The organism is Pseudomonas sp. CCI4.2, assembly GCF_034350045.1.
Classification (GTDB): domain Bacteria; phylum Pseudomonadota; class Gammaproteobacteria; order Pseudomonadales; family Pseudomonadaceae; genus Aquipseudomonas.
Window position 1 is genome coordinate 1,552,678 of sequence record NZ_CP133781.1, and the last position, 20,676, is coordinate 1,573,353.

Consider the following 20,676-nt stretch of genomic DNA (forward strand, 5'->3'; position numbering starts at 1 on the left):
TGCCTTACTCAATATTCTGCACTTGTTCACGCATCTGCTCGATCAACACTTTGAGGTTGACCGCTGCCTGAGTGCTACGCGGGTCGAAGGCTTTGGAGCCTAATGTATTGGCTTCGCGATTGAGTTCCTGCATCAGGAAGTCCAAGCGCCGGCCGGCTTGTCCACCCGTCTTCAAGACGCGGCGTACTTCAGTGACGTGCGTGGCGAGGCGATCCAACTCCTCGGCCACATCGCTTTTTTGCGCGAGCAGCACCATCTCCTGCTCTAGGCGTTGAGGGTCGAGTTCCGCCTTCATGTCGGTAAAGCGATCCATTACTTTCTGACGTTGGGTTGCGAGCATTTGCGGAACCAAGACACGCAGGGTGGCGACCTCTTCAACGATGGAGTCTAACCGTTCGTCGAGAAGTTTAGCCAAGTCGGCGCCTTCACGGCCTCGACCGGCTTTTAACTCGGTTAAGGCTTCGTTGAACAGGGCCATTGCGTCGTTGTTCAGCGCTTGTGGGTCGCTGGCATCTGCCACTAAAACCCCAGGCCAGGCCAGCACCTCCAGCGGATTCAATGGCGCGGGTTGCTGGATCAGGCTAGCGACCACTTCGGCAGCGGCGACCAATTGCGCGGCGCGCTCACGGTCGACTTGCAACGGTTTGCCAGCAGTTTCTTCGGTGAAGCGCAGCGTGCATTCAACCTTGCCCCGCGACAAGCCTTGACGCAGAGCTTCGCGCACGGCGCCTTCGAGATCACGAAACGACTCCGGCAAACGCAGATGCGGTTCTAAATAACGGTGATTCACCGAGCGCAATTCCCAGCTCAGGGTGCCTTGGGCGCCAGCCCTTTCGACTCGGGCGAAGGCTGTCATGCTGTGCACCATGGAAACGACCTCTTGATAGGAGCGGAAGAAAACTGCCGTGGGCGATGAATTGCCCAATGAATGTCATAAATAGCCGACAGGCTTTGAAGGCGCGCGATTGTAGCGCAGTGCAGTGGATGCGCCCAAATTGGCGCGGTGACAAAGTGCTGCGTAGCGCTGATTCTGCGTCCGCAAGCGGGTGAGAATCGGACCGGTAGCTTTTTAGAGCTGCCCACACCGGGTTGTGATCACTATAATGCTCGGCAGATTTCCGTCTCAGTACAGGTATTCCAAATGAAACGTCCAAGTGGCCGCGCTGCCGATCAGCTCCGCTCGATCCGCATCACCCGCAACTACACCAAGCACGCCGAGGGCTCTGTTTTGGTCGAGTTCGGTGACACCAAAGTGATCTGCACAGTCAGCGTCGAAAACGGTGTGCCGCGTTTCCTTAAAGGTCAGGGTCAAGGTTGGCTGACGGCTGAGTACGGCATGCTGCCGCGCGCCACTGGCGAACGCAACCAGCGTGAAGCGAGCCGTGGCAAGCAAGGCGGGCGTACCCTGGAAATCCAGCGTCTGATTGGCAGATCCCTTCGTGCGGCGCTGGACATGTCCAAGCTGGGCGACGTCACCTTGTATGTCGATTGCGATGTGATTCAGGCTGACGGCGGCACACGTACTGCCTCCATCACCGGCGCCATGGTCGCGCTGGTCGATGCCTTGAAAGTGATCAAAAAGCGTGGCGGCCTCAAAGGCGGCGACCCACTCAAGCAGATGATTGCTGCTGTATCAGTAGGCATGTATCAGGGCGAACCAGTTCTCGACCTCGACTACCTGGAAGACTCTGCTGCTGAGACCGACCTCAACGTCGTGATGACCAGCACTGGCGGCTTCATCGAAGTCCAAGGCACCGCTGAAGGCGCACCGTTCCAGCCTGAAGAGCTGAACGCCATGCTCGCCTTGGCGAATAAAGGCATGACTGAACTGTTTGAATTGCAGCGCGCAGCACTGGCTGACTGATCCGCCCCTGTAGGAGCCAACGTGTTGGCTCCTACAGGGCAATTGATACAGTGTTCTCGCCCACAAAAAAGCCGACACGAAGTCGGCTTTTTTGTGGGCGACGGAACGTTAAATGGTCAACGTCCAGTCGTAATCCACGATCAATGGAGCATGCTGCGAGAAGCGAGGCTGGCGCGGTAAGCGAGCGCTGCGTACGAAGCGGCGCAGGCCTGGGGTCAGCAACTGGTAATCGAAACGCCAACCGAGGTTGAGCATTTCAGCCTGTTCGTTATCCGGCCACCAGCTGTACTGATCACCTTCGCGACTGACTTCACGCAGTGCATCGACATAACCCATGGTGCCGACAATCTCGTCCATCCAGGCGCGTTCTGGCGCAAGGAAACCTGGAGATTGCTGACTGTCGCGCCAGTTCTTGATATCAAGCTTCTGCTGCGCAACGTACAACGAGCCACAGTAGATGTACTCACGGCGTTTGCGTCGTTGTTTGTCCAGGTAGCGAGCGAAGTCGTCCATGAGCTTGAATTTTTGATTCAAGTCTTCATCACCGTTCATCCCGGAAGGAAGCAGCAAGGTCGCAATACTGACTTTGTCGAAATCTGCTTGCAGGTAACGCCCGTAACGGTCGGCTGTTTCGAAGCCGAGCCCGCTGATTACCGCTTTCGGTTGCAACCGCGAGTAAAGCGCCACGCCACCTTGGGCAGGAACTTCAGCTTCGCAGGCATAAAGGAAATAGCCATCCAGTTGGAAGGCTGGGTCGTCCAGTTCAAAGGCGGAGGCGCGGGTGTCCTGTAGGCAGATGACGTCGGCATTCTGAGCTTGCAGCCAACTGAGCAAACCACGCTCGACTGCGGCCTGAATGCCATTTACGTTCACACTGATGATCCGCATAAATGGCCCCAAAAATCACGTGCGTGTATGATACCCGAGCTCTACCTAATTAGCTAAATCCGTGGTATTTGGGGCTTTTTTCATGCATGAGTATCAACGCGACTTCATCCGTTTTGCCATCGATCGTGGGGTTCTGCGCTTCGGTGAATTCACGCTTAAGTCCGGGCGCATCAGTCCGTATTTCTTCAATGCGGGGCTGTTCAATAGCGGTTCTGCTCTGGCGCAGCTAGGCCGTTTCTATGCCGCAGCAGTGGTCGACAGTGGTATTTCTTTCGATGTTCTGTTCGGCCCGGCGTACAAAGGAATTCCTCTGGCCGCCGCCACAGCCGTGGCGTTGGCTGAACATCACCAGCTCGATCTGCCGTGGTGTTTCAACCGTAAAGAAGCCAAGGCCCACGGCGAAGGCGGAAGCTTGGTCGGCGCGCCACTCACCGGCAATGTGCTGATAATCGATGACGTGATCACCGCCGGTACTGCCATCCGCGAAGTCATGCAGATCATCAAAGACCAAAACGCTACGGCCGCCGGTGTACTGATCGCATTAAACCGCCAGGAACGGGGCAACGGTGCGTTGTCGGCCATTCAGGAAGTCGAACGCGACTTTGGTATTCCAGTCGTCAGCATCGTGTCGCTGAATCAAGTTCTTCAATATTTGGCCGATGATGTACAGCTTAAGCAGCATTTGCCGGCGGTTGAGGCCTATCGCGAGCAGTACGGAATCTAAGGACAGTGTTTATATGCCCAAGCTGAGCGTGTGCGGATTAGTTCTGGCGTTGTACGTTGTAGCTGGGCAGGCAGCAGAAAAGCCTCAGATCTTGTTCTATCGCTACATCGACAGCAAAGGCGGGGTAGTCCTTGATCGCCAAGGCGTTCCACCCGAGTACGTGGGCAAAGGCTATCAAGTGCTCAACGAGCGCGGGCGAGTCATGCAAGTGGTGCCCCCCGCCCCGAGCGCAGACGAATTAGTCCACCAGCGAGCCGATAAAGCCCAAGCCGATTCCGATGCTCAGTTGCTGCACCTCTACAGCAGCGTCGCCGACGTCGACCGCGCCAAAGCCCGCAAGTTGGCAGAGGTCGACGCACTGGTCGCCGTCGCCCAAGGCAATCTGCAAAACCTGAGCGCACAGCAAAGCAACCTGCAAAGCCAAGCGGCGGACCAGGAACGAGCGGGCCGCGTTGTGCCGCAAGCGTTAGTCGATCAAATGAACAGTTTGCGAGACGACCAGAACAACCTCAAGGCTGAGATTGTGCGGTATCAGGACTCACGTAAACAGGTGGACGCCAGCTTTGCGGGGGACCGGGTACGGGTGCAGAAGTTAGTGCCGTGATAACCATTGCTGCGGTTATTGGATAAGCCACCACCCGCATGAGCAACACGTAACCGTCGTAGGAGCGCGCTTGCCCGCGATCGTCTGCGCAGCAGTCGTAAAACCAGCCAATCAGTTCTTTCAGTTGAAACCAAGTCTGTCTATGGGGACCGCTTCGCGCTCCATCGCGGGCAAGCGCGCTCCTACATTAGTTAGCGTGTATTTAAGGCAGTAACGTTTCGCTTGATAAAAAGATAGCTATTCATTACAGCCATCCCAGTGGCATTGTTCGAAGTGGGTACATGTTGGTGCATGAAATTTAGCGATTCTGATTAAGTCATCTATTTGGTCTTTGGGCACAAATGCTTCAAAGCAGACATACTGCTCTTCAAATGTCCTGCTGGGATCCCAGTGTGCTGTAAATACAACGAGCTTTCGTTTTCTATCGATGACGATCCAGTTAAGTTTTTCCCATGTAAAGTCATTGTAGCGAACTACTCTTTTCCAATTTAGAAGGGAATTGGAGGCTAGAATTGCCATGCCTCCGGGGCCTGCCAGTAGCCAGATTCCGGACGGCATGACTGCGATCAGGCAAACGACAAGGAATATGCCTATACCCACCGTCCACCTGAAAAAAATATTGATGTTTTCAGGGATGTCCGCCCAGTAATTTGCTTGACCGCCAACCTCTGTGATGCGCATCTTATAAACGTTTTTTTGAAGAACTATTTTTTTCCAAAAAAATATCCATATGCAAAGGAAGAAAATAGCAGAGTCGGTCTGCGTGTCTTCTGTTATCGCAGGTCGGCCGGTAAAGTATTCGTAGACAATAACTCCAAGGGGTAAGCTGAAAACTACAGCCATCATTATATTGCCTGCCAGGGTCGGGTGCGGCAGCGCTTTTGTTGTCCAGACTTTAAGCTCTTTTCCTTCAAAGAGAACTATAGGGTTGTCGGGTAAATTGCTATCCGGTTGGAAGTAGGACTGATCCTCATCAAGCGTGTTCATGCTTTTCTTCCAATTTGGTATGACAAGAACCATTACTCATTACAGCCATCCCAGTGGCACTGTTCAAAATGAGTGCGTGTTGGCGCATGTAGTTTAGCGATTCTGATCAAGTCATCTATTTGGTCTTTGGGTACAAATGCTTGAAACCAAACATACTGCTCTTCGAAGGTCCTGCTGGGGTCCCAATGCGCTGTAAATACGACGAGTTTTCGTTTTCTATCAATGACTATCCAATCTAATTGGTCCCAAGTAAATCTAGTGTATTTTATTTCTCTTTTCCAATTTAGAAGGGATTTCGAGGCTAGAATTGCCATGCCTCCGGGGCCTGCCAGTAGCCAGATTCCGGACGGCATGACTGCAATCAGGCAAACGACAAGGAATATGCCTATGCCCACCGTCCACCTGAAAAAGATATTGATGTTTTCAGGGATGTCCGCCCAATAATTTGCTTGCCCGCCAACCTCTGTGATGCGCATCTTATAAACGTTTTTTTGAAGAACTACTTTTTTCCAAAAAAATATCCATATGCAAAGGAACAAAATAGCAGAGTCGGTCTGCGTGTCTTCTGTTATCGCAGGTCGGCCGGTAAAGTATTCGTAGACAATAACTCCAAGGGGTAAGCTGAAAACTACAGCCATCATTATATTACCTGCCAAGGTCGGGTGCGGCAGCGCCTTGGTTGTCCATGCCATGAGCTCTTTCCCTCCAAACAGAACTATTGCATTCAGTGGTGTCCGACTATCTGCTTGAAAGTAGGGCTGATCCTCATCAAGCTTATTCATGCTTTTCTCCCAATGGGGGATGACAATAATCGTTACTCATTACAGCCGTCCCAGTGACATTGTTCGAAGTGGGTGCATGTTGGTGCATGAAATTTAGCGATTCTGACTAAGTCATCTATTTGGTCTTTGGGTACAAATGCTTCAAAGCAAACATACTGCTCTTCAAATGTCCTGCTGGGATCCCAATGTGCTGTAAATACAACGAGCTTTCGTTTTCTATCAATAACAATCCAATTCACTCTATCCCATTTGAATTGTGTGTAATTTATTTCTCTTTTCCAATTTAGAAGGGATTTGGAGGCTAGTATTGCCATGCCGCCGGGGCCTGCCAGTAGCCAGATTCCGGACGGCATGACTGCGATCAGGCAAACGACAAGGAATATGCCTATACCCACCGTCCACCTGAAAAAAATATTTATGTTTTCAGGAATGTCCGCCCAATAATTTGCTTGCCCGCCAACCTCTGTGATGCGCATCTTATAAACGTTTTTTTGAAGAACTACTTTTTTCCAAAAAAATATCCATATGCAAAGGAACAAAATAGCAGAGTCGGTCTGCGTGTCTTCTGTTATCGCAGGTCGGCCGGTAAAGTATTCGTAGACAATAACTCCAAGGGGTAAGCTGAAAACTACAGCCATCATTATATTACCTGCCAAGGTCGGGTGCGGCAGCGCCTTGGTTGTCCATGCCATGAGCTCTTTCCCTCCAAACAGAACTATTGCATTCAGTGGTGTCCGACTATCTGCTTGAAAGTAGGGCTGATCCTCATCAAGCTTATTCATGCTTTTCTTCCAATGGGGCGATGACGGAATCGTTACTCATTACAGCCATCCCAGTGGTATTGTTCGAAGTGGGTACATGTTGGTGCATGAAATTTAGCGATTCTGATTAAGTCATCTATTTGGTCTTTGGGCACAAATGCTTCAAAGCAGACATACTGCTCTTCAAATGTCCTGCTGGGATCCCAGTGTGCTGTAAATACAACGAGCTTTCGTTTTCTATCGATGACGACCCAGTCAAGCTCTTCCCATTTAAAGTCATTGTAGCGAACTACTCTTTTCCAATTTAGAAGGGATTTGGAGGCTAGAACTGCCATGCCGCCAGGGCCTGCCAGTAGCCAGATTCCGGACGGCATGACTGCGATCAGGCAAACGACAAGGAATATGCCTATACCCACCGTCCACCTGAAAAAAATATTGATGTTTTCAGGAATGTCCGCCCAGTAATTTGCTTGGCCGCCAAGCTCTGTGATGCGGATTTTATATACGTTTTTTTGCAGAGCACCTTTTTTCCAGAATAGCAGCCATAGGCAGAGGGCAAAAATACCGCAACCGAGAACTGGGAGGTCACCTATGATGGCCTGGTCGCCAAAATAGCCGTAAAAGACCACTCCGATGATGATGGCGCACACTGCGCCCATCACTATATTGATAGTCCCCACTGGATGCGGCAGCGCTTTTGTTGTCCAGACTTTAAGCTCTTTTCCTTCAAAGAGAACTATAGGGTTGTCGGGTAAATTGCTATCCGGTTGGAAGTAGGACTGATCCTCATCAAGCGTGTTCATGCTTTTCTTCCAATTCGGTATGAAAAGAACCATTACTCATTACAGCCGTCCCAGTGGCATTGTTCAAAATGAGTGCGTGTTGGCGCATGTAGTTTAGCGATTCTGATCAAGTCATCTATTTGGTCTTTGGGTACAAATGCTTGAAAGCAAACATACTGCTCTTCAAGGGTCCTGCTGGGGTCCCAATGCGCTGTAAATACGACGAGCTTTCGTTTTCTATCAATGACGATCCAATCTAATTGGCCCCAAGTAAATCTAGTGTATCTTATTTCTCTTTTCCAATTTAGAAGGGATTTTGAGGCTAGAATTGCCATGCCTCCGGGGCCTGCCAGTAGCCAGATTCCTGACGGCATGACTGCGATAAGGCAAACGACAAGGAATATGCTTATACCGACCATCCACCTGAAAAAGTACTTCATGTTTTCAGGAATGTCCGCCCAGTAATTTGCTTGGCCGCCAACCTCTGTGATGCGCATCTTATAAACGTTTTTTTGGAGAGCAACTTTTTTCCAAAAAAACGACCATACACAAAGTCCAACAATGGCAATATCAGTATGCCGAACACTTCCCAAGGCTGATTGGTCTGCGAGGTATTCATAGATAATTACACCAAGGGGGAGCATGAAAACTATACCCATCAGAATATTAACTGCCATTACAGGGTGCGGCAGTGCTTTTGTTGTCCAAGTTTTAAGCTCTTTCCCGCCGAATAGCTCTATGGCGTTCAAGGGTAAGCGGCTATCTGGTTGGAAGAAGGGTTTATCCTCATCAAGCGTGTTCATGCTTTTCTTCCAGTGGGGGATGACAAAAATCGTTACTCATTACAGCCGTCCCAGTAGCATTGTTCGAAGTGGGTGCACGTTGGTGCATGAAATTTAGCGATTCTGATTAGGTCATCTATTTGGTCTTTGGGTATAAATGCTTCAAAGCAAACATACTGCTCTTCAAATGTCCTGCTGGGGTCCCAGTGTGCTGTAAATACAACGAGCTTTCGTTTTCTATCGATGACGATCCAGTTAAGTTTTTCCCATGCAAAGTCATTGTAGCGAACTACTCTTTTCCAATTTAGAAGGGATTTGGAGGCTAGAATTGCCATGCCTCCGGGGCCTGCCAGTAGCCAGATTCCGGACGGCATGACTGCGATCAGGCAAACGACAAGGAATATGCCTATACCCACCGTCCACCTGAAAAAAATATTGATGTTTTCAGGGATGTCCGCCCAGTAATTTGCTTGACCGCCAACTTCTGTGATGCGGATTTTATATACGTTTTTTTGAAGTACTACTTTTTTCCAAAAAAACAACCATATGCATATACCTAAAATAGCAAGGTCGGTCACACTAGATTCTGTTACCGCAGGTAGGCCCGTAAAGTATTCGTAGAGAATAACTCCTACGAGTAAGGAGAAAACTACAGCCATCATTATATTACCTGCCAGGGTCGGGTGCGGCAGGGCTTTGGTGGTCCATGCCATAAGCTCTTTCCCACGAAACAAAACTATTGCATTCAGCGGCATCCGACTACTTGCTTGAAAGTAGGGCTGATCCTCATCAAGCTTGTTCATGCTTTTCTTCCAATGAAGGATGACAATAATCGTTACTCATTACAGCCGTCCCAGTGACATTGTTCGAAGTGGGTGCATGTTGGCGCATGTAGTTTAGCGATTCTGATCAAGTCATCTATTTGGTCTTTGGGTACAAAAGCTTGAAAGCAAACATACTGCTCTTCGAAGGTTCTGCTGGGGTCCCAATGCGCTGTAAATACAACGAGCTTTCGTTTTCTATCAATGACGATCCAATCTAATTGATCCCAAGTAAATCTAGTGTATTTTATTTCTCTTTTCCAATTTAGAAGGGATTTCGAGGCTAGAATTGCCATGCCGCCGGGGCCTGCCAGTAACCAGATTCCCGACGGCATGACTGCAATCATGCAAACGACAAGGAATACGCTTATACCGACCATCCACCTGAAAAAGAACTTCATGTTTTCAGAAATGTCCGCCCAGTAATTTGCTTGACCGCCTACTTCAGTGATACGGACTTTATATACGTTTTTTTGCAGAGCACCTTTTTTCCAGAACAGCAGCCATAGGCAGAGGGCAAAAATACCGCAACCGAGAACTGGGAGGTCACCTATGACGGCCTGGTCGCCAAAATAGCCGTAAAAGACCACCCCGATGATGATGGCGCACACTGCGCCCATCACTATATTGATAGTCCCCACTGGATGCGGCAGGGCCTTCGTGGTCCAAGTTCTAAGCACTTTCCCGCCGAATAGCTCTATGGCGTTCAAGGGTAAGCGGCTATCTGGTTGGAAGAAGGGTTTGTCCTCATCAAGCGTGTTCATGCTTTTCTTCCAATGGGGGATGACAATAATCGTTACTCATTACAGCCGTTCCAGTGGCACTGTTCAAAATGGGTGCGTGTTGGCGCATGTAGTTTAGCGATTCTGATCAAGTCATCTATTTGGTCTTTGGGTACAAATGCTTCAAAGCAGACATACTGCTCTTCAAATGTCCTGCTGGGATCCCAGTGTGCTGTAAATACAACGAGCTTTCGTTTTCTATCAATAACAATCCAATTCACTCTATCCCATTTGAATTGTGTGTAATTTATTTCTCTTTTCCAATTTAGAAGGGATTTGGAGGCTAGAATTGCCATGCCTCCGGGGCCTGCCAGTAACCAGATTCCGGACGGCATGACTGCGATCAGGCAAACGACAAGGAATATGCCTATGCCCACCGTCCACCTGAAAAAAATATTGATGTTTTCAGGGATGTCCGCCCAGTAATTTGCTTGACCGCCAACTTCTGTGATGCGGATTTTATATACGTTTTTTTGAAGTACTACTTTTTTCCAAAAAAACAACCATATGCATATACCTAAAATAGCAAGGTCGGTCACACTAGATTCTGTTACCGCAGGTAGGCCCGTAAAGTATTCGTAGAGAATAACTCCTACGAGTAAGGAGAAAACTACAGCCATCATTATATTACCTGCCAGGGTCGGGTGCGGCAGGGCCTTGGTTGTCCATGCCATAAGCTCTTTCCCTCCAAACAGAACTATTGCATTCAGCGGTGTCCGACTATCCGCTTGAAAGTAAGGTTGACTTGCTTCGATATTGTCCATGTTCATTCCGCTCCTGGTACAGCAAGAGTGATTGCTTTTTCTCGACCGCCCAGCGTTTGAACTTGTATGCTGTTAGTATTTAAGCTGCTCACAAGTGTATCTTTCTCATCAGTAACGCCTTTCTCTTCCAGCTCCAACTGGAATCGATATCCTCTATCCCCCTCGGCTGCGGCCAGGACTTCCAGAGGGTACCAGACTTGAGCTTCAACAAACTGAGCATCTACTTCTAATGGAACCCATGTTTGCCAGATAATGCCCGCGTTGTTCTCGAAAAGGGGGTGGTAAACATTTTCTGCCTTTGTGGGCCCGTTTTCGTTAGGCGTTTTGCCTAGTAGTGACGGGTCAATCATGTAGCCATTATCGATGAATTTTTCTTTCAACGATTTTCCAAGTTTCTCAACCATGCCCACGTAATACGGTTGATGGCTCGCTATCAAATTGACTTGAACCACTGATCCCTGAAGTTCTGCGGGGAGATGTAACTGGACCCACGCGCCGTTCTGAAGTGGAATCTTTTGATGACCTTGTTTATAAGAGTATCGCTCGATGAGCGTGTATGTTGGTTTAACGTGAAGTGTTGGGCTCAGTTGTATCTCGAGAAAAGATCGGTACTCCTCTGTATCGCTCAATAATGTTTGAGGTAGGCGTTCTTCTGGGAAACGGGACCAAGAGCCCATACGTAACCATTGGCCTACGGCATCGCGTTTCAGGTAGTTGAGCGTGAGCGTGGTCGCAAGATAAATTAAACCCATTGCAAGCGCCGCCCATGCGGTGAATGGATTCATGGCAAGCGGCAAAAGCAATGGGTTGCCAGCAACTGCAAGTAGTCCTGCACCTAATTGCAGAACCCCGATCATCGCCATTCCAAAAACTGCTCCTCGTTTAACCCACAGCAGATTTTTATCGGTCAACGAATATGTGCTTTTTATGTCATCTGAAATGTCCCAGGTCTCGGTGAGCGTCGCCACCAAAGTGAATGCACCCAATCCCACCAGTCGAGCACCGAAACCACGTATGAGGCTCCCCCAACCTGGCTGACTGTGCGTCCAATAATTAGCGGATTTCTTCATGATCCCTAATGTTCCTCCATCAACAACCGTACTCAAATCCTTCATCACCCCCCACTTCGTCTCCACAAACAATCCCATCAACGCACTGCCGGTGTACGCCGCGGCCGATGTCAGCTTTACCCAGTCCTTCTCACTCAACTCCCCATCTTTCGACAAATCGCGATAAACCAGCGCGGTATTAATCAAGTTGGAAATGATCACGGCGTAGGTAAACGCTCCAGCGTTGAGGCCGCGTTTTTCGCTCCAGGCGCGGACTCCGTTGAGCCAATTATCGGCAGCGAGGCCGCCGCGGGCGAGGGAGGAAGCGATGCCTTCCTGGATGGATTTGAGGTACGGCGAATGTTCGAACTCAAACAACAGCGGTAGTTTTAGAGCATGGACTTTGAGGGCGTTGTCCGCGTCAGCCACGGCGCGGCCCAGGCTGCGGGCGTTGTAGGTGTCGCGTTGGTAGGTGAAGCGATACTGGGCGCTGTTTAACCCAGCGCGTAACTGGTTCATCTCCTGTTTCCATTGCATGAGGCGTTTGGCAAAGTCAGGGACGGACTTGAGTACATTGGGATGTCCCATCAGGAAATTGCCGATGGCCAGATTGCGCAGCAGGGCGCCCAAGTGCGGACTTTTCCCACTGGCCAAACGGCTGTCCGCAGCCAATAAGGCGAGCAGCGTTTTCTCCAGAACGTGTTTGCCAGCGCCTTTGACCAGATCGCCCATGGCCTTGAAGGTGTTTTGAATCGGTTCGCTCAGGGCCTTCATCCACGGGTGGCTGGCGATGGCGTCGTGGCCCAGCAACGCGTTCAGTTCGCTGGCACGACTGAACAGCCCATTGATATCGTTATGGTCTTGGATCAGGTCGTTAACTTGCGCATCGAAAGCGGCTTTCAGGCCGACGGAAAATCCGAAGCGGGCGACGCCGAACAGCGATTTGGCGTGCAGTTCTTCTTCCATCATCCAGTGCGAGGTCGTCAGGTCCTGGCCGAGAATTTCCAGCAGGCCCGCGATAAGGCTTTGCAGGTAAAGCAGGCTGTCGGGGTGGGTGGTGTCAACGAACAGTTTTAGCGGTTCGGTGCCGATGTGCTCGGCCCACGTCCTGAGGTCTTGCTGGGTTTTTGAGAGCTGCTGGCGCAGGGCATCACTCCGGGGCTGCTGGGTTTCGGCAAAGCTGCGTGCCGCGACATGATCGGCTTGCAGACGCCATTTTTGCCGGTTCTCCCAACTTTCGCGCAGCTTGGGGTCGGGCCGGCTGTGGTATTTCGAGTAGATCTGATTGCCGATTTCGGTGGACGGCAGGCCGTTCAATCCAAGGATCAAACCGGTGCCGGGGGTGCACCGGAGTCTTCCTCAACTTTGAGTTGTTCGAAGTATTTTTCAGCCAGGGCGACGTATTCCCGGGTCGCGCTTTCATCCCTGAGCGCCGGCTTTGGAAGCAGTGATCGATCGCTGCCGGCGCCGCACAGTTGCTCGACAATCCCGGCAATCCCCAGCTTGTGCTCGTGCTCGTCCTGCCATTCCTGAAGGGCGGCTTGGTCGGCAGCCAGTTGCATGCCGAGGTCTTCCATCACCGCCAAGGGGTCGTTGAGAGCGATAAGCACTGAACTGAATTTGTCGTCGACGGTGCCGGTCCAGAGCACGTCGGCGGCCAGTGGTACCGCGTGTCGGGTTTCACCGAGGCCGCCGATGGCCTTGGGTGGATGGGCCGAATCGGCAAAACGACCGTCGTCGGCAATCGGCCAGGCATCGATGTCCGCTACAGCTTTCTTCGCCAATTGCATCAACGGCAGGGCGTGGGGCACCGACAGGCTGCCGCTGTATTCTTTCAGGTCCAGCGCCTGCATCCACTGTGAACGATCCTTGGCGTGGGAACGCAGATGCTCACACGTGCGCCAGGTCCATTGCTGTGGTGAAAAGGCGATGTACAGTTGATGGCTGCGCGGGTAAAGCAAGTGTGTCTGGCAAACGCCTCTGTTTGAATTAGAACGTTGATCCAAACCGATCTCGGACTCGTCCCAAAGGATGCGGGTGAGGAGGGCGGTGACCGCCGAATACGAGTACTCGTGCAGGGTGTTGGCGGTTTCATCAAAGACATAGACATAACCCTCGCGCAGTTGGCGCAGGGTGTAGGTGCGGGTTTTCAACGGGGGTAGAAAGGCCCATTTACCGCGTGGGCTCAGCGGGGTGAGCGCGGCGGGATCGACGTCGTAATGCGAGCGATCCAAGGCGTAGCGCATCGGCACGATAGCGATTTCAGCGTTTTTGAAGGGGCATGACGCTTTGGTCGCCGCTGGCGTATCCGTGAACAGAGCGTCGCGCCGTTCTTGCAGGGTGCCGGTTTTAGCGAACATGAATGAAGTCCCTGTGCATATGGCGAAAAATGTCGAACGCTTTGATGCGCAACTCGGGTGACAGGCGCGGATGTTCGGGGTCGCGGTCAAGCCAGGTTTGATAGCGGCCGTCCCTTTGATCGGCAAAGTCGGAGCCCGCATCCAGGCTTATTTCGGCCCAAATGATCAGTCCACGTTCGGTAAACAAACCCCAGGCAAGCCCGCTATCGATCGTTGATTGCATCCAGTCCCATGTTTGCTGACTGTTCATGGCTGCAAAAGAGTCGGGGCGGCGGCTGTTTAACCACTGGTAAAAACGTTCCTCCAACTGCCAGCGTTGCGCCCGTGCAAGCGCTGCCAGCTGTGGATGGTCGAGAAAGGCAAATTCCGGGGTCCAGGAAGATTCGGCGTCAACTCGGCTAAACCTCTGCCAGGAACTTGGAGACGGTTCTTGCCAGCGGTGTGTCGGACGGCCTACCCACCAGTGTTCGATAGGCCCTAGCCGCTCAGCCAGTTGTGCGTCCGAGAAGCTCGACAGCCAAAAAATCGCGACCAAGGGATCGGAAAACCGCAGTAAGCCGTTGCCGCCCCATGCGTCGGGCGGGCAGATGAAGTGCCGCAGATGGTTGGCCACGACGTGCAGCGGCTTCGTGCTGTACAGCAACGTTGAATCTTGTTGCTTGCGAGGTTCATTGAGCCATTGCGAAACGTGCGGGCTGTCCGCGTCGAGCTGGATCAGAATCGGTCCCTGGTCATGCAGTTCACTCCAGCGGGTTCCCATGTACAGCGGATTGGCCCGCGTGGATTGATCGTCCTTGAGTAACTCAACCAGCGCGCCGGGACGTAGCGCTCCATCGATCAGCAGGTAGTTGGCATGCTCAGGGCTGCTCATGGGGCTTTGTCCTGTTCCATTTCACAGACTTCGCAATGGGCAGGTGCTTGCTCCAAGAGCTGCTCGATGGCCGGCGCTGAAATCGGCGTGACAGGCGGGATAACGGCGGCGCCCAGAGCCTCTACGCCCTCGGGTGGCAGTGGCATCGAAGGAGTTCCCGGCAGCGGCGCACCGCCCAGCAAAATGGGTACGCTGGAAAAGATGCCCGCAGGGCTGAGGAAAAGATGCTGGCCGCCTGCTGTCAGCGTCAGCGTCATACCGGCATCGATGATCAGGTTGACGCCTGCCTTGAGATGCACTTCTTGGCCAGCTTCTACAGACACCCCTTCGGTAACTTGGGTATGGCTGGACCCCGCCACCTGCAAATGATCCCCCGCCGATAACTGCACTTTGCGGTCGCCGGTAACGGCTTGATGGTGCTCAGCCTCCAGCACTGAAACACTGTTGCCTTTGATGGTTTCCAAGCGCTGACCGCGCACCTCAAGGCGGCTGTCGTTCTGGATCAGTTGCTCCATGTCGCGCTGGGCGCGCAGGTAGACCCGTTCAGCGCCATCGCGATCTTCAAAAGAGACTTCGTTGAAGCCCTGGCTTGCCTTGGAGCTGCGACTGCGGAACACGCTTTTGGTCTTGTTCGCCGGTAACTCATACGGCACCGGATTCAGACTGTTCGGCAAACAGCCCATGACAATCGGCCGGTCCGCGTCGCCTTCCAAGTAGGAAATCAACACTTCCATGCCCACCCGAGGCAAGGTCACCGCGCCATGACTGTTGCCCGCCCAACTCGACGCCACCCGCACCCAGCAACTGGTGGTTTCGTCATTCAGCTCGCGGCGGTCCCAGTGAAACTTGACCTTTACCCGGCCGAATTTATCGCAGTGGATTTCTTCGCCTTCCGGGCCAGTGACCTTGGCGGTTTGGGTGCTGTGGATCAGTGGTTTGGGGTGGCGCAAGGCGGGGCGAAACTGGATCGTTTCGGGGATGGCGGTGAAGGAATTCCGATAACCCTGAGCGATTTTCCCGGCGGCGACCGGGGCGTCAGCGCCCAATTCTTCCAATACCTGCGGCTGCCGCCCTTCGTGCTTGATTGAAACCAGCACCCACGGGTTATTCCATTTCAGCTGCGGGTGTTCTTCCAGCTGGATCACCGTCCCGCTGCGCAACACCGGGTGATCGCTGCTGCCGTCGGCCAGTTGAAAATCCGTGCGGTGCCGTTCCAGGTCTCGGTTGGATAATCGTCTGCCGTGATCGTCTTCCAGAAAACGACCGGGATAGACGTAATGCTCAAACTTCGGTTCGACATGCAGGGCCTCACCCCTTTGGGCTTGGGCTGGGGTCGCCTGCGGACTTCTAACGCTTTCCAATAAATAACCAGCTTTCTGGAAATCGTAATCGCGATGCACCACGTGGCTGGTGCGTGCCGCCAGGCGCACGCCGAAGGACTGAATCGAACAGTCCTCGGGCACCATGCCGTTCAACGGTTTGAACGGCAGCGCCAACCGCGCCGCGTGGGGAAACATTATTTCGTCATCGGCGAAAATCAACCGATGGCCGTCAGCCGAATGCTCAAAACGGTAAAACCAACCGTCTTCTTCACACAGCCGATTGACGAAGTGCAGGTCGCTTTCGTCGTACTGAACGCAATAGTCACGGACCGGAGCGCGGGTCACGCCACTGTCGAATTGCACGTCCAGGCCGTCAAACAGGCCGTGTTCTTTGAGCACTTCAAGAATGATCGCCGGCACGCTCATCTGCTGGAACGAGCGGCGGTGGCTGCTGTGTTCCAAGTACGCGAGAGAGGGTTTGAGCACCGCGACGTAGTGGGTCAGCCGGGCATTGGAATCGCTTTTGTGGATGGAGTGAATCTGCCCGTGAATGCCTTCGCCGTCCGGGCCGAAACCGAGAAAAGCCGCCTTGTGCAGCAGGTCCGAAAGCTCAATACCAGACGACCGACTGACCAGTTCGACGGTGATGGCGTACGGCGTGCTGACGGCTTCGGTGCCATCAAATGCGAGGACTTGAAAATGGCGGGGTTCAACACCTTTCACGTTCAGCGTGAAGGTTGGGACGGCGGCCTGAGGCATTGGCAGATTCTCCACATCAAAAGATGCGGTAACTCTGCAGGACTGGGCCTTTAACGACTATCGGGCGGAGCTAACACGTTGCGTAGGACGCATCCCGTGCGCTGGTAGGGTTCGTCCTACGGCTTTGTCCTTGCAATAAAAAAGCCCCGTCCGGCATAACCCGGACGGGGCTTTTGATTTCCAACCGACTAACCCATCAATGACGCTTGCGATTGGTAATCTGAGTGCCTACGCCGCTGTCGGTAAAGATCTCCAGCAGCACGGCATTCGGCACGCGGCCGTCGATGATGTGGGAGCTGTTGACCCCGCCCTGAACCGCTTCCAACGCGCAGCGAATCTTGGGCAGCATGCCGCCGTAGATGGTGCCGTCGGCGATCAGGCCGTCCACTTGTTCGGTGGTCAGGCCGGTCAGCACATCGCCTTGTTTGTTCATCAAGCCCGCGATGTTGGTCAGCAAAATCAGCTTTTCGGCCTTGAGGGCTTCGGCTACTTTTCCTGCTACCAAATCAGCATTGATGTTGTAGGACTCGCCCTGAGGGCCGACGCCAATCGGTGCGATGACCGGGATGAAATCACCTTTGACCAGCATGTTCAGCAAGTCGGTATTGACCCCGACCACTTCGCCGACCTGGCCGATGTCGATGATTTCTGGCTTGGTCATGTCGGGGGTCTGCCGGGTGACCGTCAGTTTCCGCGCACGAATCAGCTCAGCGTCTTTGCCGGTCAGGCCGATGGCGCTGCCGCCATGGCGGTTGATCAGGTTAACGATGTCTTTGTTGACTTGGCCGCCCAGCACCATCTCCACCACGTCCATGGTTTGCGCATCGGTCACACGCATACCGTCGATGAAGTGGCTTTCGATCGACAGCCGCTTGAGCAGGTCGCCGATTTGCGGGCCGCCGCCGTGAACCACTACCGGGTTGATACCGACTGCTTTCATCAGCACGATATCGCGCGCAAAGCCGGTTTTCAGCTCGTCGCTTTCCATGGCGTTGCCGCCGTATTTGATCACCAGCGTTTTGCCGACGAATCGGCGAATGTAAGGCAACGCTTCGGACAAAACCTTGGCAACGTTGGCAGCGGCATCACGTTCGAGGGTCATTCAGGGCTCCAGTGAGACTTAAGGTCGGTCAAAACGGTAGTTCGAGATCAGGTGCGACGTTTTTCAGTTGGGCATGAAACACATCTTTGATGCGTTGCAGCTCAGCTTCAGTATCGGCTTCGAAGCGCAAAACCAATACCGGTGTGGTGTTCGAAGCACGAACCAGACCCCAGCCTTTCGGGTAATCAACACGAACGCCGTCGATGCTGGTCAGCTTGGCTTCTTGCCCCCACTGCGCGTCGCGTTGCAAGGTTTCGATGATGCTGAACTTGGTCAGGTCAGTCACGTCGATATTGATTTCAGGGGTAGAAATGTCGTTCGGAAAGGTGGCGAACACTTCGTCAGCGGTGCCTTTTTCCTGGCTGAGAATTTCCAGCAGGCGTGCAGCGCTGTAAATGCCATCGTCAAAACCGAACCAACGTTCTTTGAAAAAGATGTGGCCGCTCATTTCGCCGGCCAACAATGCGCCGCTTTCGCGCATTTTCTTTTTGATCAGCGAGTGACCCGTTTTCCACATCACCGGGCGGCCGCCGTATTCAAGAATCAGCGGCGTGAGGCGGCGCGTGCATTTGACGTCGAAAATGATGTCGGCGCCTGGGTTGCGGGAGACCACATCCTTGGCAAACAGCATCAGCAAACGGTCAGGGAACACGATGGCGCCGGTATTGGTTACCACCCCAACGCGATCACCGTCACCATCGAACGCCAGACCCAGATCGGCCCCGGTTTCCTTGACCTTGGCGATCAAGTCGACAAGGTTTTCCGGTTTGCCTGGATCGGGGTGATGGTTCGGGAAGTTGCCATCGACGTCACAAAACAGTGGGATGACTTCGCAATTCAGAGCTTCGATCAACTGCGGTGCGATGACGCCTGCCGCGCCGTTACCGCAATCGACCACGACTTTCATGCGCCGGGCGAGGACCACGTCCTTGGTGATTTCCTTGAAGTAAGACTCAAGAATTTCAACCTTCTCGACGTTACCTTTGCCCGTGGTCAGGTCATTGGTTTTCAGGCGGGTGTGCAGCGCCTGTATCTGTTCGTTGGCCAGAGTGTCGCCAGCGATGACGATCTTGAAGCCGTTGTAGTTCGATGGGTTATGGCTACCAGTCAGCATGACGCCCGATTTACCGGCCAATACGTTAGCGGCGTAGTAAAGGGCTGGAGTCGGAACGAGTCCGACGTCGCTGACGTGGCATCCACTGTCAAACAACCCCTGAATCAGTTGCTGGACCAACTCAGGTCCGGACAAGCGGCCATCGCGGCCTACGGACACGTGTGGTTCATTCTTGGCCAGACTTTCTGAGCCGATTGCGCGACCGATCCAGTAAGCCGTTTGTGCACTAAGGGTTTCACCGATGACACCGCGAATGTCGTACGCGCGGAAAATGCTGTCAGGGAATGCAGGTGCTACGGTATCTGGGCTGCTCATGATCTGGGGGTGCTCCATTCTCAGGAAATCCTGGTTTTCGTCGAGGATGTCGATATCGAGAATATCGGTATCTTGAAACAGCGGATCAACCCACTCGGCATGCTGGGCGTCGGGATGTATCGCCGCTGCGGCACTGGTTGTGTCGAAGCTGGCCTTGCCACTTGACATCCCTTGGGCGGCACTCACCACCACGGGAGGTGCGCTGCGCATTGAAAATCGAGCCAGGCTTTGTGCCAGGCCGTTCAGCGCTGGAAGACTCAAGCCGAAGGCTTTGACGGCTTTTCCGCCCGAGAGTTCTTGAAGCAACTGATCCAGCTGTCGCGCATCTGCACTAATACGCCGTTGCAACACACGTTCATTGAGGAATAGCCCAAACACTGCGCCGACAAACGCAAGCAATACTGCCAAGCCCATGACTAACCACGGCGTTCCTGAGTTGAGTGCCGGGCCCGGGGAAAACTCGAGTTTCCAGTTAGCCTGGCCGGTGTCGAATGTTTGTGCCAAGCCAGACGCTTGACCGCGCAACAGCAACACTTGTGCCGGGCTGGAACCGAACTGCTGCGTTACTTTCACTTCGCCAACACCCGCTGGGAGCAGTGGCAAAGCATCCAGTACCCGTTGCAGATCGAATGCCAGCAGCAACGTTCCGATGACAGGTGCGGTAGGGTTGGCGCGCAGGGGGGCGGCACTGTAAACCAACCACCGATCACCTATTTTGCGCGCCTCGGGTGATGGAATCTGGCCTTGGGCGGCTTTGTTAAGCATGTCCAGCGTAGCGAAGCTCACCGGCACCGGGCCTTGGGCATTTACCTCGGTCAAGCCGATATGATTCAGTCGGGCCCCGATCACACCGCTACGAAAGCCTAGCTGGGTTTGGGCGTTGCTGATGGCCCCGGCATCGTTGCTTTGCAGTGCCTGAATCAATGCGCCATCAAGCGCTGCGGCCTGGGTTTCTGCGTTCAACTGCTTGAGCGCCATACCAACGGCTGCGGCCTGACTGGAGCCCCAGGCTTCACCCAACTGCGGTTGCTGCTGCGAATGGTTGGCAAGCGCCCACCACAGCAGTGCGCTGGCAGCGACCAAGCCAATGACCACCGAGATCAGTCCCGGTGAAAAAACCCGTTGGCGAGCACCTAACGGTTGATCGTTGACGGGTTTAGAGGTACCGCTTGCTGTGGCCTTACCGTTAAAACCCTTCAAATAACCTCTCCCCGATATTCATCCTGAACGGCAATGCGTGGTT

19 protein-coding genes are annotated in these 20,676 nt (G+C 53.1%); 3 read left to right on the forward strand and 16 right to left on the reverse strand.

The annotated features are described in order from the left end of the window. Positions 1-4: 4 nt before the first annotated feature. On the reverse strand, positions 5-868 hold the full coding sequence (locus RHM65_RS06855) for a YicC/YloC family endoribonuclease (protein WP_322166674.1): 864 nt from the start codon (positions 866-868) through the stop codon (positions 5-7). A 273-nt stretch (positions 869-1,141) separates the two neighbouring features. Here RHM65_RS06855 and rph point away from each other — a divergent pair, with 273 nt between their 5' ends. Next, positions 1,142-1,864 (forward strand): ribonuclease PH, encoded by a 723-nt coding sequence (rph, locus tag RHM65_RS06860; protein WP_322166673.1) that lies wholly within the window; start codon positions 1,142-1,144, stop codon positions 1,862-1,864. A 108-nt stretch (positions 1,865-1,972) separates the two neighbouring features. Here the strand turns inward: rph and RHM65_RS06865 are convergent, their stop codons facing one another. Next, positions 1,973-2,752, reverse strand: coding sequence for an exodeoxyribonuclease III (locus RHM65_RS06865; protein ID WP_219063057.1), 780 nt, complete (start codon positions 2,750-2,752; stop codon positions 1,973-1,975). Positions 2,753-2,834: 82 nt separating this feature from the next. On the opposite strand from RHM65_RS06865, the gene pyrE reads away from it, so the two are divergent. Both pyrE and RHM65_RS06875 read left to right on the forward strand, forming a co-directional pair. Continuing rightward, the gene (gene pyrE / locus RHM65_RS06870) at positions 2,835-3,476 is read left to right on the forward strand and encodes an orotate phosphoribosyltransferase (RefSeq protein WP_322166672.1); all 642 of its coding nucleotides are present in this window, start codon (positions 2,835-2,837) and stop codon (positions 3,474-3,476) included. A 13-nt stretch (positions 3,477-3,489) separates the two neighbouring features. Beyond that, positions 3,490-4,080 carry a DUF4124 domain-containing protein gene (locus RHM65_RS06875; protein WP_322166671.1) on the forward strand — a complete coding sequence of 197 codons (591 nt, stop codon included), beginning with the start codon at positions 3,490-3,492 and terminating at the stop codon, positions 4,078-4,080. A gap of 237 nt (positions 4,081-4,317) precedes the next feature. Here the strand turns inward: RHM65_RS06875 and RHM65_RS06880 are convergent, their stop codons facing one another. The 14 genes from RHM65_RS06880 to RHM65_RS06945 form a co-directional block, all read right to left on the reverse strand. Beyond that, a complete protein-coding gene (locus RHM65_RS06880; protein WP_322184547.1) occupies positions 4,318-5,067 on the reverse strand; it encodes a hypothetical protein in 750 nt (249 codons plus the stop codon). A 32-nt stretch (positions 5,068-5,099) separates the two neighbouring features. Next, positions 5,100-5,849, reverse strand: a complete 750-nt coding sequence (locus RHM65_RS06885) for a hypothetical protein (RefSeq protein WP_322184548.1) — start codon at positions 5,847-5,849, stop codon at positions 5,100-5,102. A gap of 32 nt (positions 5,850-5,881) precedes the next feature. Then, positions 5,882-6,631 (reverse strand): hypothetical protein, encoded by a 750-nt coding sequence (locus tag RHM65_RS06890; RefSeq protein WP_322184549.1) that lies wholly within the window; start codon positions 6,629-6,631, stop codon positions 5,882-5,884. 32 nt (positions 6,632-6,663) lie between these two features. Continuing rightward, positions 6,664-7,413 carry a hypothetical protein gene (locus RHM65_RS06895; RefSeq protein ID WP_322184550.1) on the reverse strand — a complete coding sequence of 250 codons (750 nt, stop codon included), beginning with the start codon at positions 7,411-7,413 and terminating at the stop codon, positions 6,664-6,666. A gap of 32 nt (positions 7,414-7,445) precedes the next feature. Further along, positions 7,446-8,195, reverse strand: a complete 750-nt coding sequence (locus RHM65_RS06900) for a hypothetical protein (protein WP_322184551.1) — start codon at positions 8,193-8,195, stop codon at positions 7,446-7,448. 32 nt (positions 8,196-8,227) lie between these two features. Continuing rightward, complete coding sequence (locus RHM65_RS06905) at positions 8,228-8,977, reverse strand: hypothetical protein (RefSeq protein ID WP_322184552.1); 750 nt, start codon at positions 8,975-8,977, stop codon at positions 8,228-8,230. Positions 8,978-9,009: 32 nt separating this feature from the next. Further along, complete coding sequence (locus RHM65_RS06910; protein WP_322184553.1) at positions 9,010-9,759, reverse strand: hypothetical protein; 750 nt, start codon at positions 9,757-9,759, stop codon at positions 9,010-9,012. A 32-nt stretch (positions 9,760-9,791) separates the two neighbouring features. Continuing rightward, positions 9,792-10,541, reverse strand: coding sequence for a hypothetical protein (locus RHM65_RS06915; protein ID WP_322184554.1), 750 nt, complete (start codon positions 10,539-10,541; stop codon positions 9,792-9,794). A gap of 2 nt (positions 10,542-10,543) precedes the next feature. Then, positions 10,544-12,907 (reverse strand): hypothetical protein, encoded by a 2,364-nt coding sequence (locus RHM65_RS06920; protein WP_322184555.1) that lies wholly within the window; start codon positions 12,905-12,907, stop codon positions 10,544-10,546. A gap of 8 nt (positions 12,908-12,915) precedes the next feature. After that, positions 12,916-13,950 carry a toxin VasX gene (locus RHM65_RS06925; protein ID WP_322184556.1) on the reverse strand — a complete coding sequence of 345 codons (1,035 nt, stop codon included), beginning with the start codon at positions 13,948-13,950 and terminating at the stop codon, positions 12,916-12,918. Then, positions 13,940-14,821 (reverse strand): DUF4123 domain-containing protein, encoded by an 882-nt coding sequence (locus RHM65_RS06930; RefSeq protein WP_322184557.1) that lies wholly within the window; start codon positions 14,819-14,821, stop codon positions 13,940-13,942. The genes RHM65_RS06925 and RHM65_RS06930 overlap by 11 nt, the downstream gene beginning before the upstream one ends. Further along, a complete protein-coding gene (tssI, locus tag RHM65_RS06935) occupies positions 14,818-16,902 on the reverse strand; it encodes a type VI secretion system tip protein TssI/VgrG (protein ID WP_322184558.1) in 2,085 nt (694 codons plus the stop codon). Before tssI ends, RHM65_RS06930 begins: the two co-directional genes overlap by 4 nt. 196 nt (positions 16,903-17,098) lie before the next feature. Next, a complete protein-coding gene (gene argB, locus RHM65_RS06940; RefSeq protein ID WP_322166661.1) occupies positions 17,099-18,004 on the reverse strand; it encodes an acetylglutamate kinase in 906 nt (301 codons plus the stop codon). 28 nt (positions 18,005-18,032) lie between these two features. Further along, the gene (locus RHM65_RS06945) at positions 18,033-20,633 is read right to left on the reverse strand and encodes a phosphomannomutase/phosphoglucomutase (RefSeq protein ID WP_322166660.1); all 2,601 of its coding nucleotides are present in this window, start codon (positions 20,631-20,633) and stop codon (positions 18,033-18,035) included. Positions 20,634-20,676: the final 43 nt, after the last annotated feature.

What these genes read in the sequence shown, in the direction of transcription:
- RHM65_RS06855 (WP_322166674.1), bottom strand. Translation starts at nt 868, where the DNA reads ATGGTGCACAGCATGACAGCCTTCGCCCGAGTCGAAAGGGCTGGCGCC.
- rph (WP_322166673.1), top strand. Translation starts at nt 1,142, where the DNA reads ATGAAACGTCCAAGTGGCCGCGCTGCCGATCAGCTCCGCTCGATCCGC.
- RHM65_RS06865 (WP_219063057.1), bottom strand. Translation starts at nt 2,752, where the DNA reads ATGCGGATCATCAGTGTGAACGTAAATGGCATTCAGGCCGCAGTCGAG.
- pyrE (WP_322166672.1), top strand. Translation starts at nt 2,835, where the DNA reads ATGCATGAGTATCAACGCGACTTCATCCGTTTTGCCATCGATCGTGGG.
- RHM65_RS06875 (WP_322166671.1), top strand. Translation starts at nt 3,490, where the DNA reads ATGCCCAAGCTGAGCGTGTGCGGATTAGTTCTGGCGTTGTACGTTGTA.
- RHM65_RS06880 (WP_322184547.1), bottom strand. Translation starts at nt 5,067, where the DNA reads ATGAACACGCTTGATGAGGATCAGTCCTACTTCCAACCGGATAGCAAT.
- RHM65_RS06885 (WP_322184548.1), bottom strand. Translation starts at nt 5,849, where the DNA reads ATGAATAAGCTTGATGAGGATCAGCCCTACTTTCAAGCAGATAGTCGG.
- RHM65_RS06890 (WP_322184549.1), bottom strand. Translation starts at nt 6,631, where the DNA reads ATGAATAAGCTTGATGAGGATCAGCCCTACTTTCAAGCAGATAGTCGG.
- RHM65_RS06895 (WP_322184550.1), bottom strand. Translation starts at nt 7,413, where the DNA reads ATGAACACGCTTGATGAGGATCAGTCCTACTTCCAACCGGATAGCAAT.
- RHM65_RS06900 (WP_322184551.1), bottom strand. Translation starts at nt 8,195, where the DNA reads ATGAACACGCTTGATGAGGATAAACCCTTCTTCCAACCAGATAGCCGC.
- RHM65_RS06905 (WP_322184552.1), bottom strand. Translation starts at nt 8,977, where the DNA reads ATGAACAAGCTTGATGAGGATCAGCCCTACTTTCAAGCAAGTAGTCGG.
- RHM65_RS06910 (WP_322184553.1), bottom strand. Translation starts at nt 9,759, where the DNA reads ATGAACACGCTTGATGAGGACAAACCCTTCTTCCAACCAGATAGCCGC.
- RHM65_RS06915 (WP_322184554.1), bottom strand. Translation starts at nt 10,541, where the DNA reads ATGGACAATATCGAAGCAAGTCAACCTTACTTTCAAGCGGATAGTCGG.
- RHM65_RS06925 (WP_322184556.1), bottom strand. Translation starts at nt 13,950, where the DNA reads ATGTTCGCTAAAACCGGCACCCTGCAAGAACGGCGCGACGCTCTGTTC.
- RHM65_RS06930 (WP_322184557.1), bottom strand. Translation starts at nt 14,821, where the DNA reads ATGAGCAGCCCTGAGCATGCCAACTACCTGCTGATCGATGGAGCGCTA.
- tssI (WP_322184558.1), bottom strand. Translation starts at nt 16,902, where the DNA reads ATGCCTCAGGCCGCCGTCCCAACCTTCACGCTGAACGTGAAAGGTGTT.
- argB (WP_322166661.1), bottom strand. Translation starts at nt 18,004, where the DNA reads ATGACCCTCGAACGTGATGCCGCTGCCAACGTTGCCAAGGTTTTGTCC.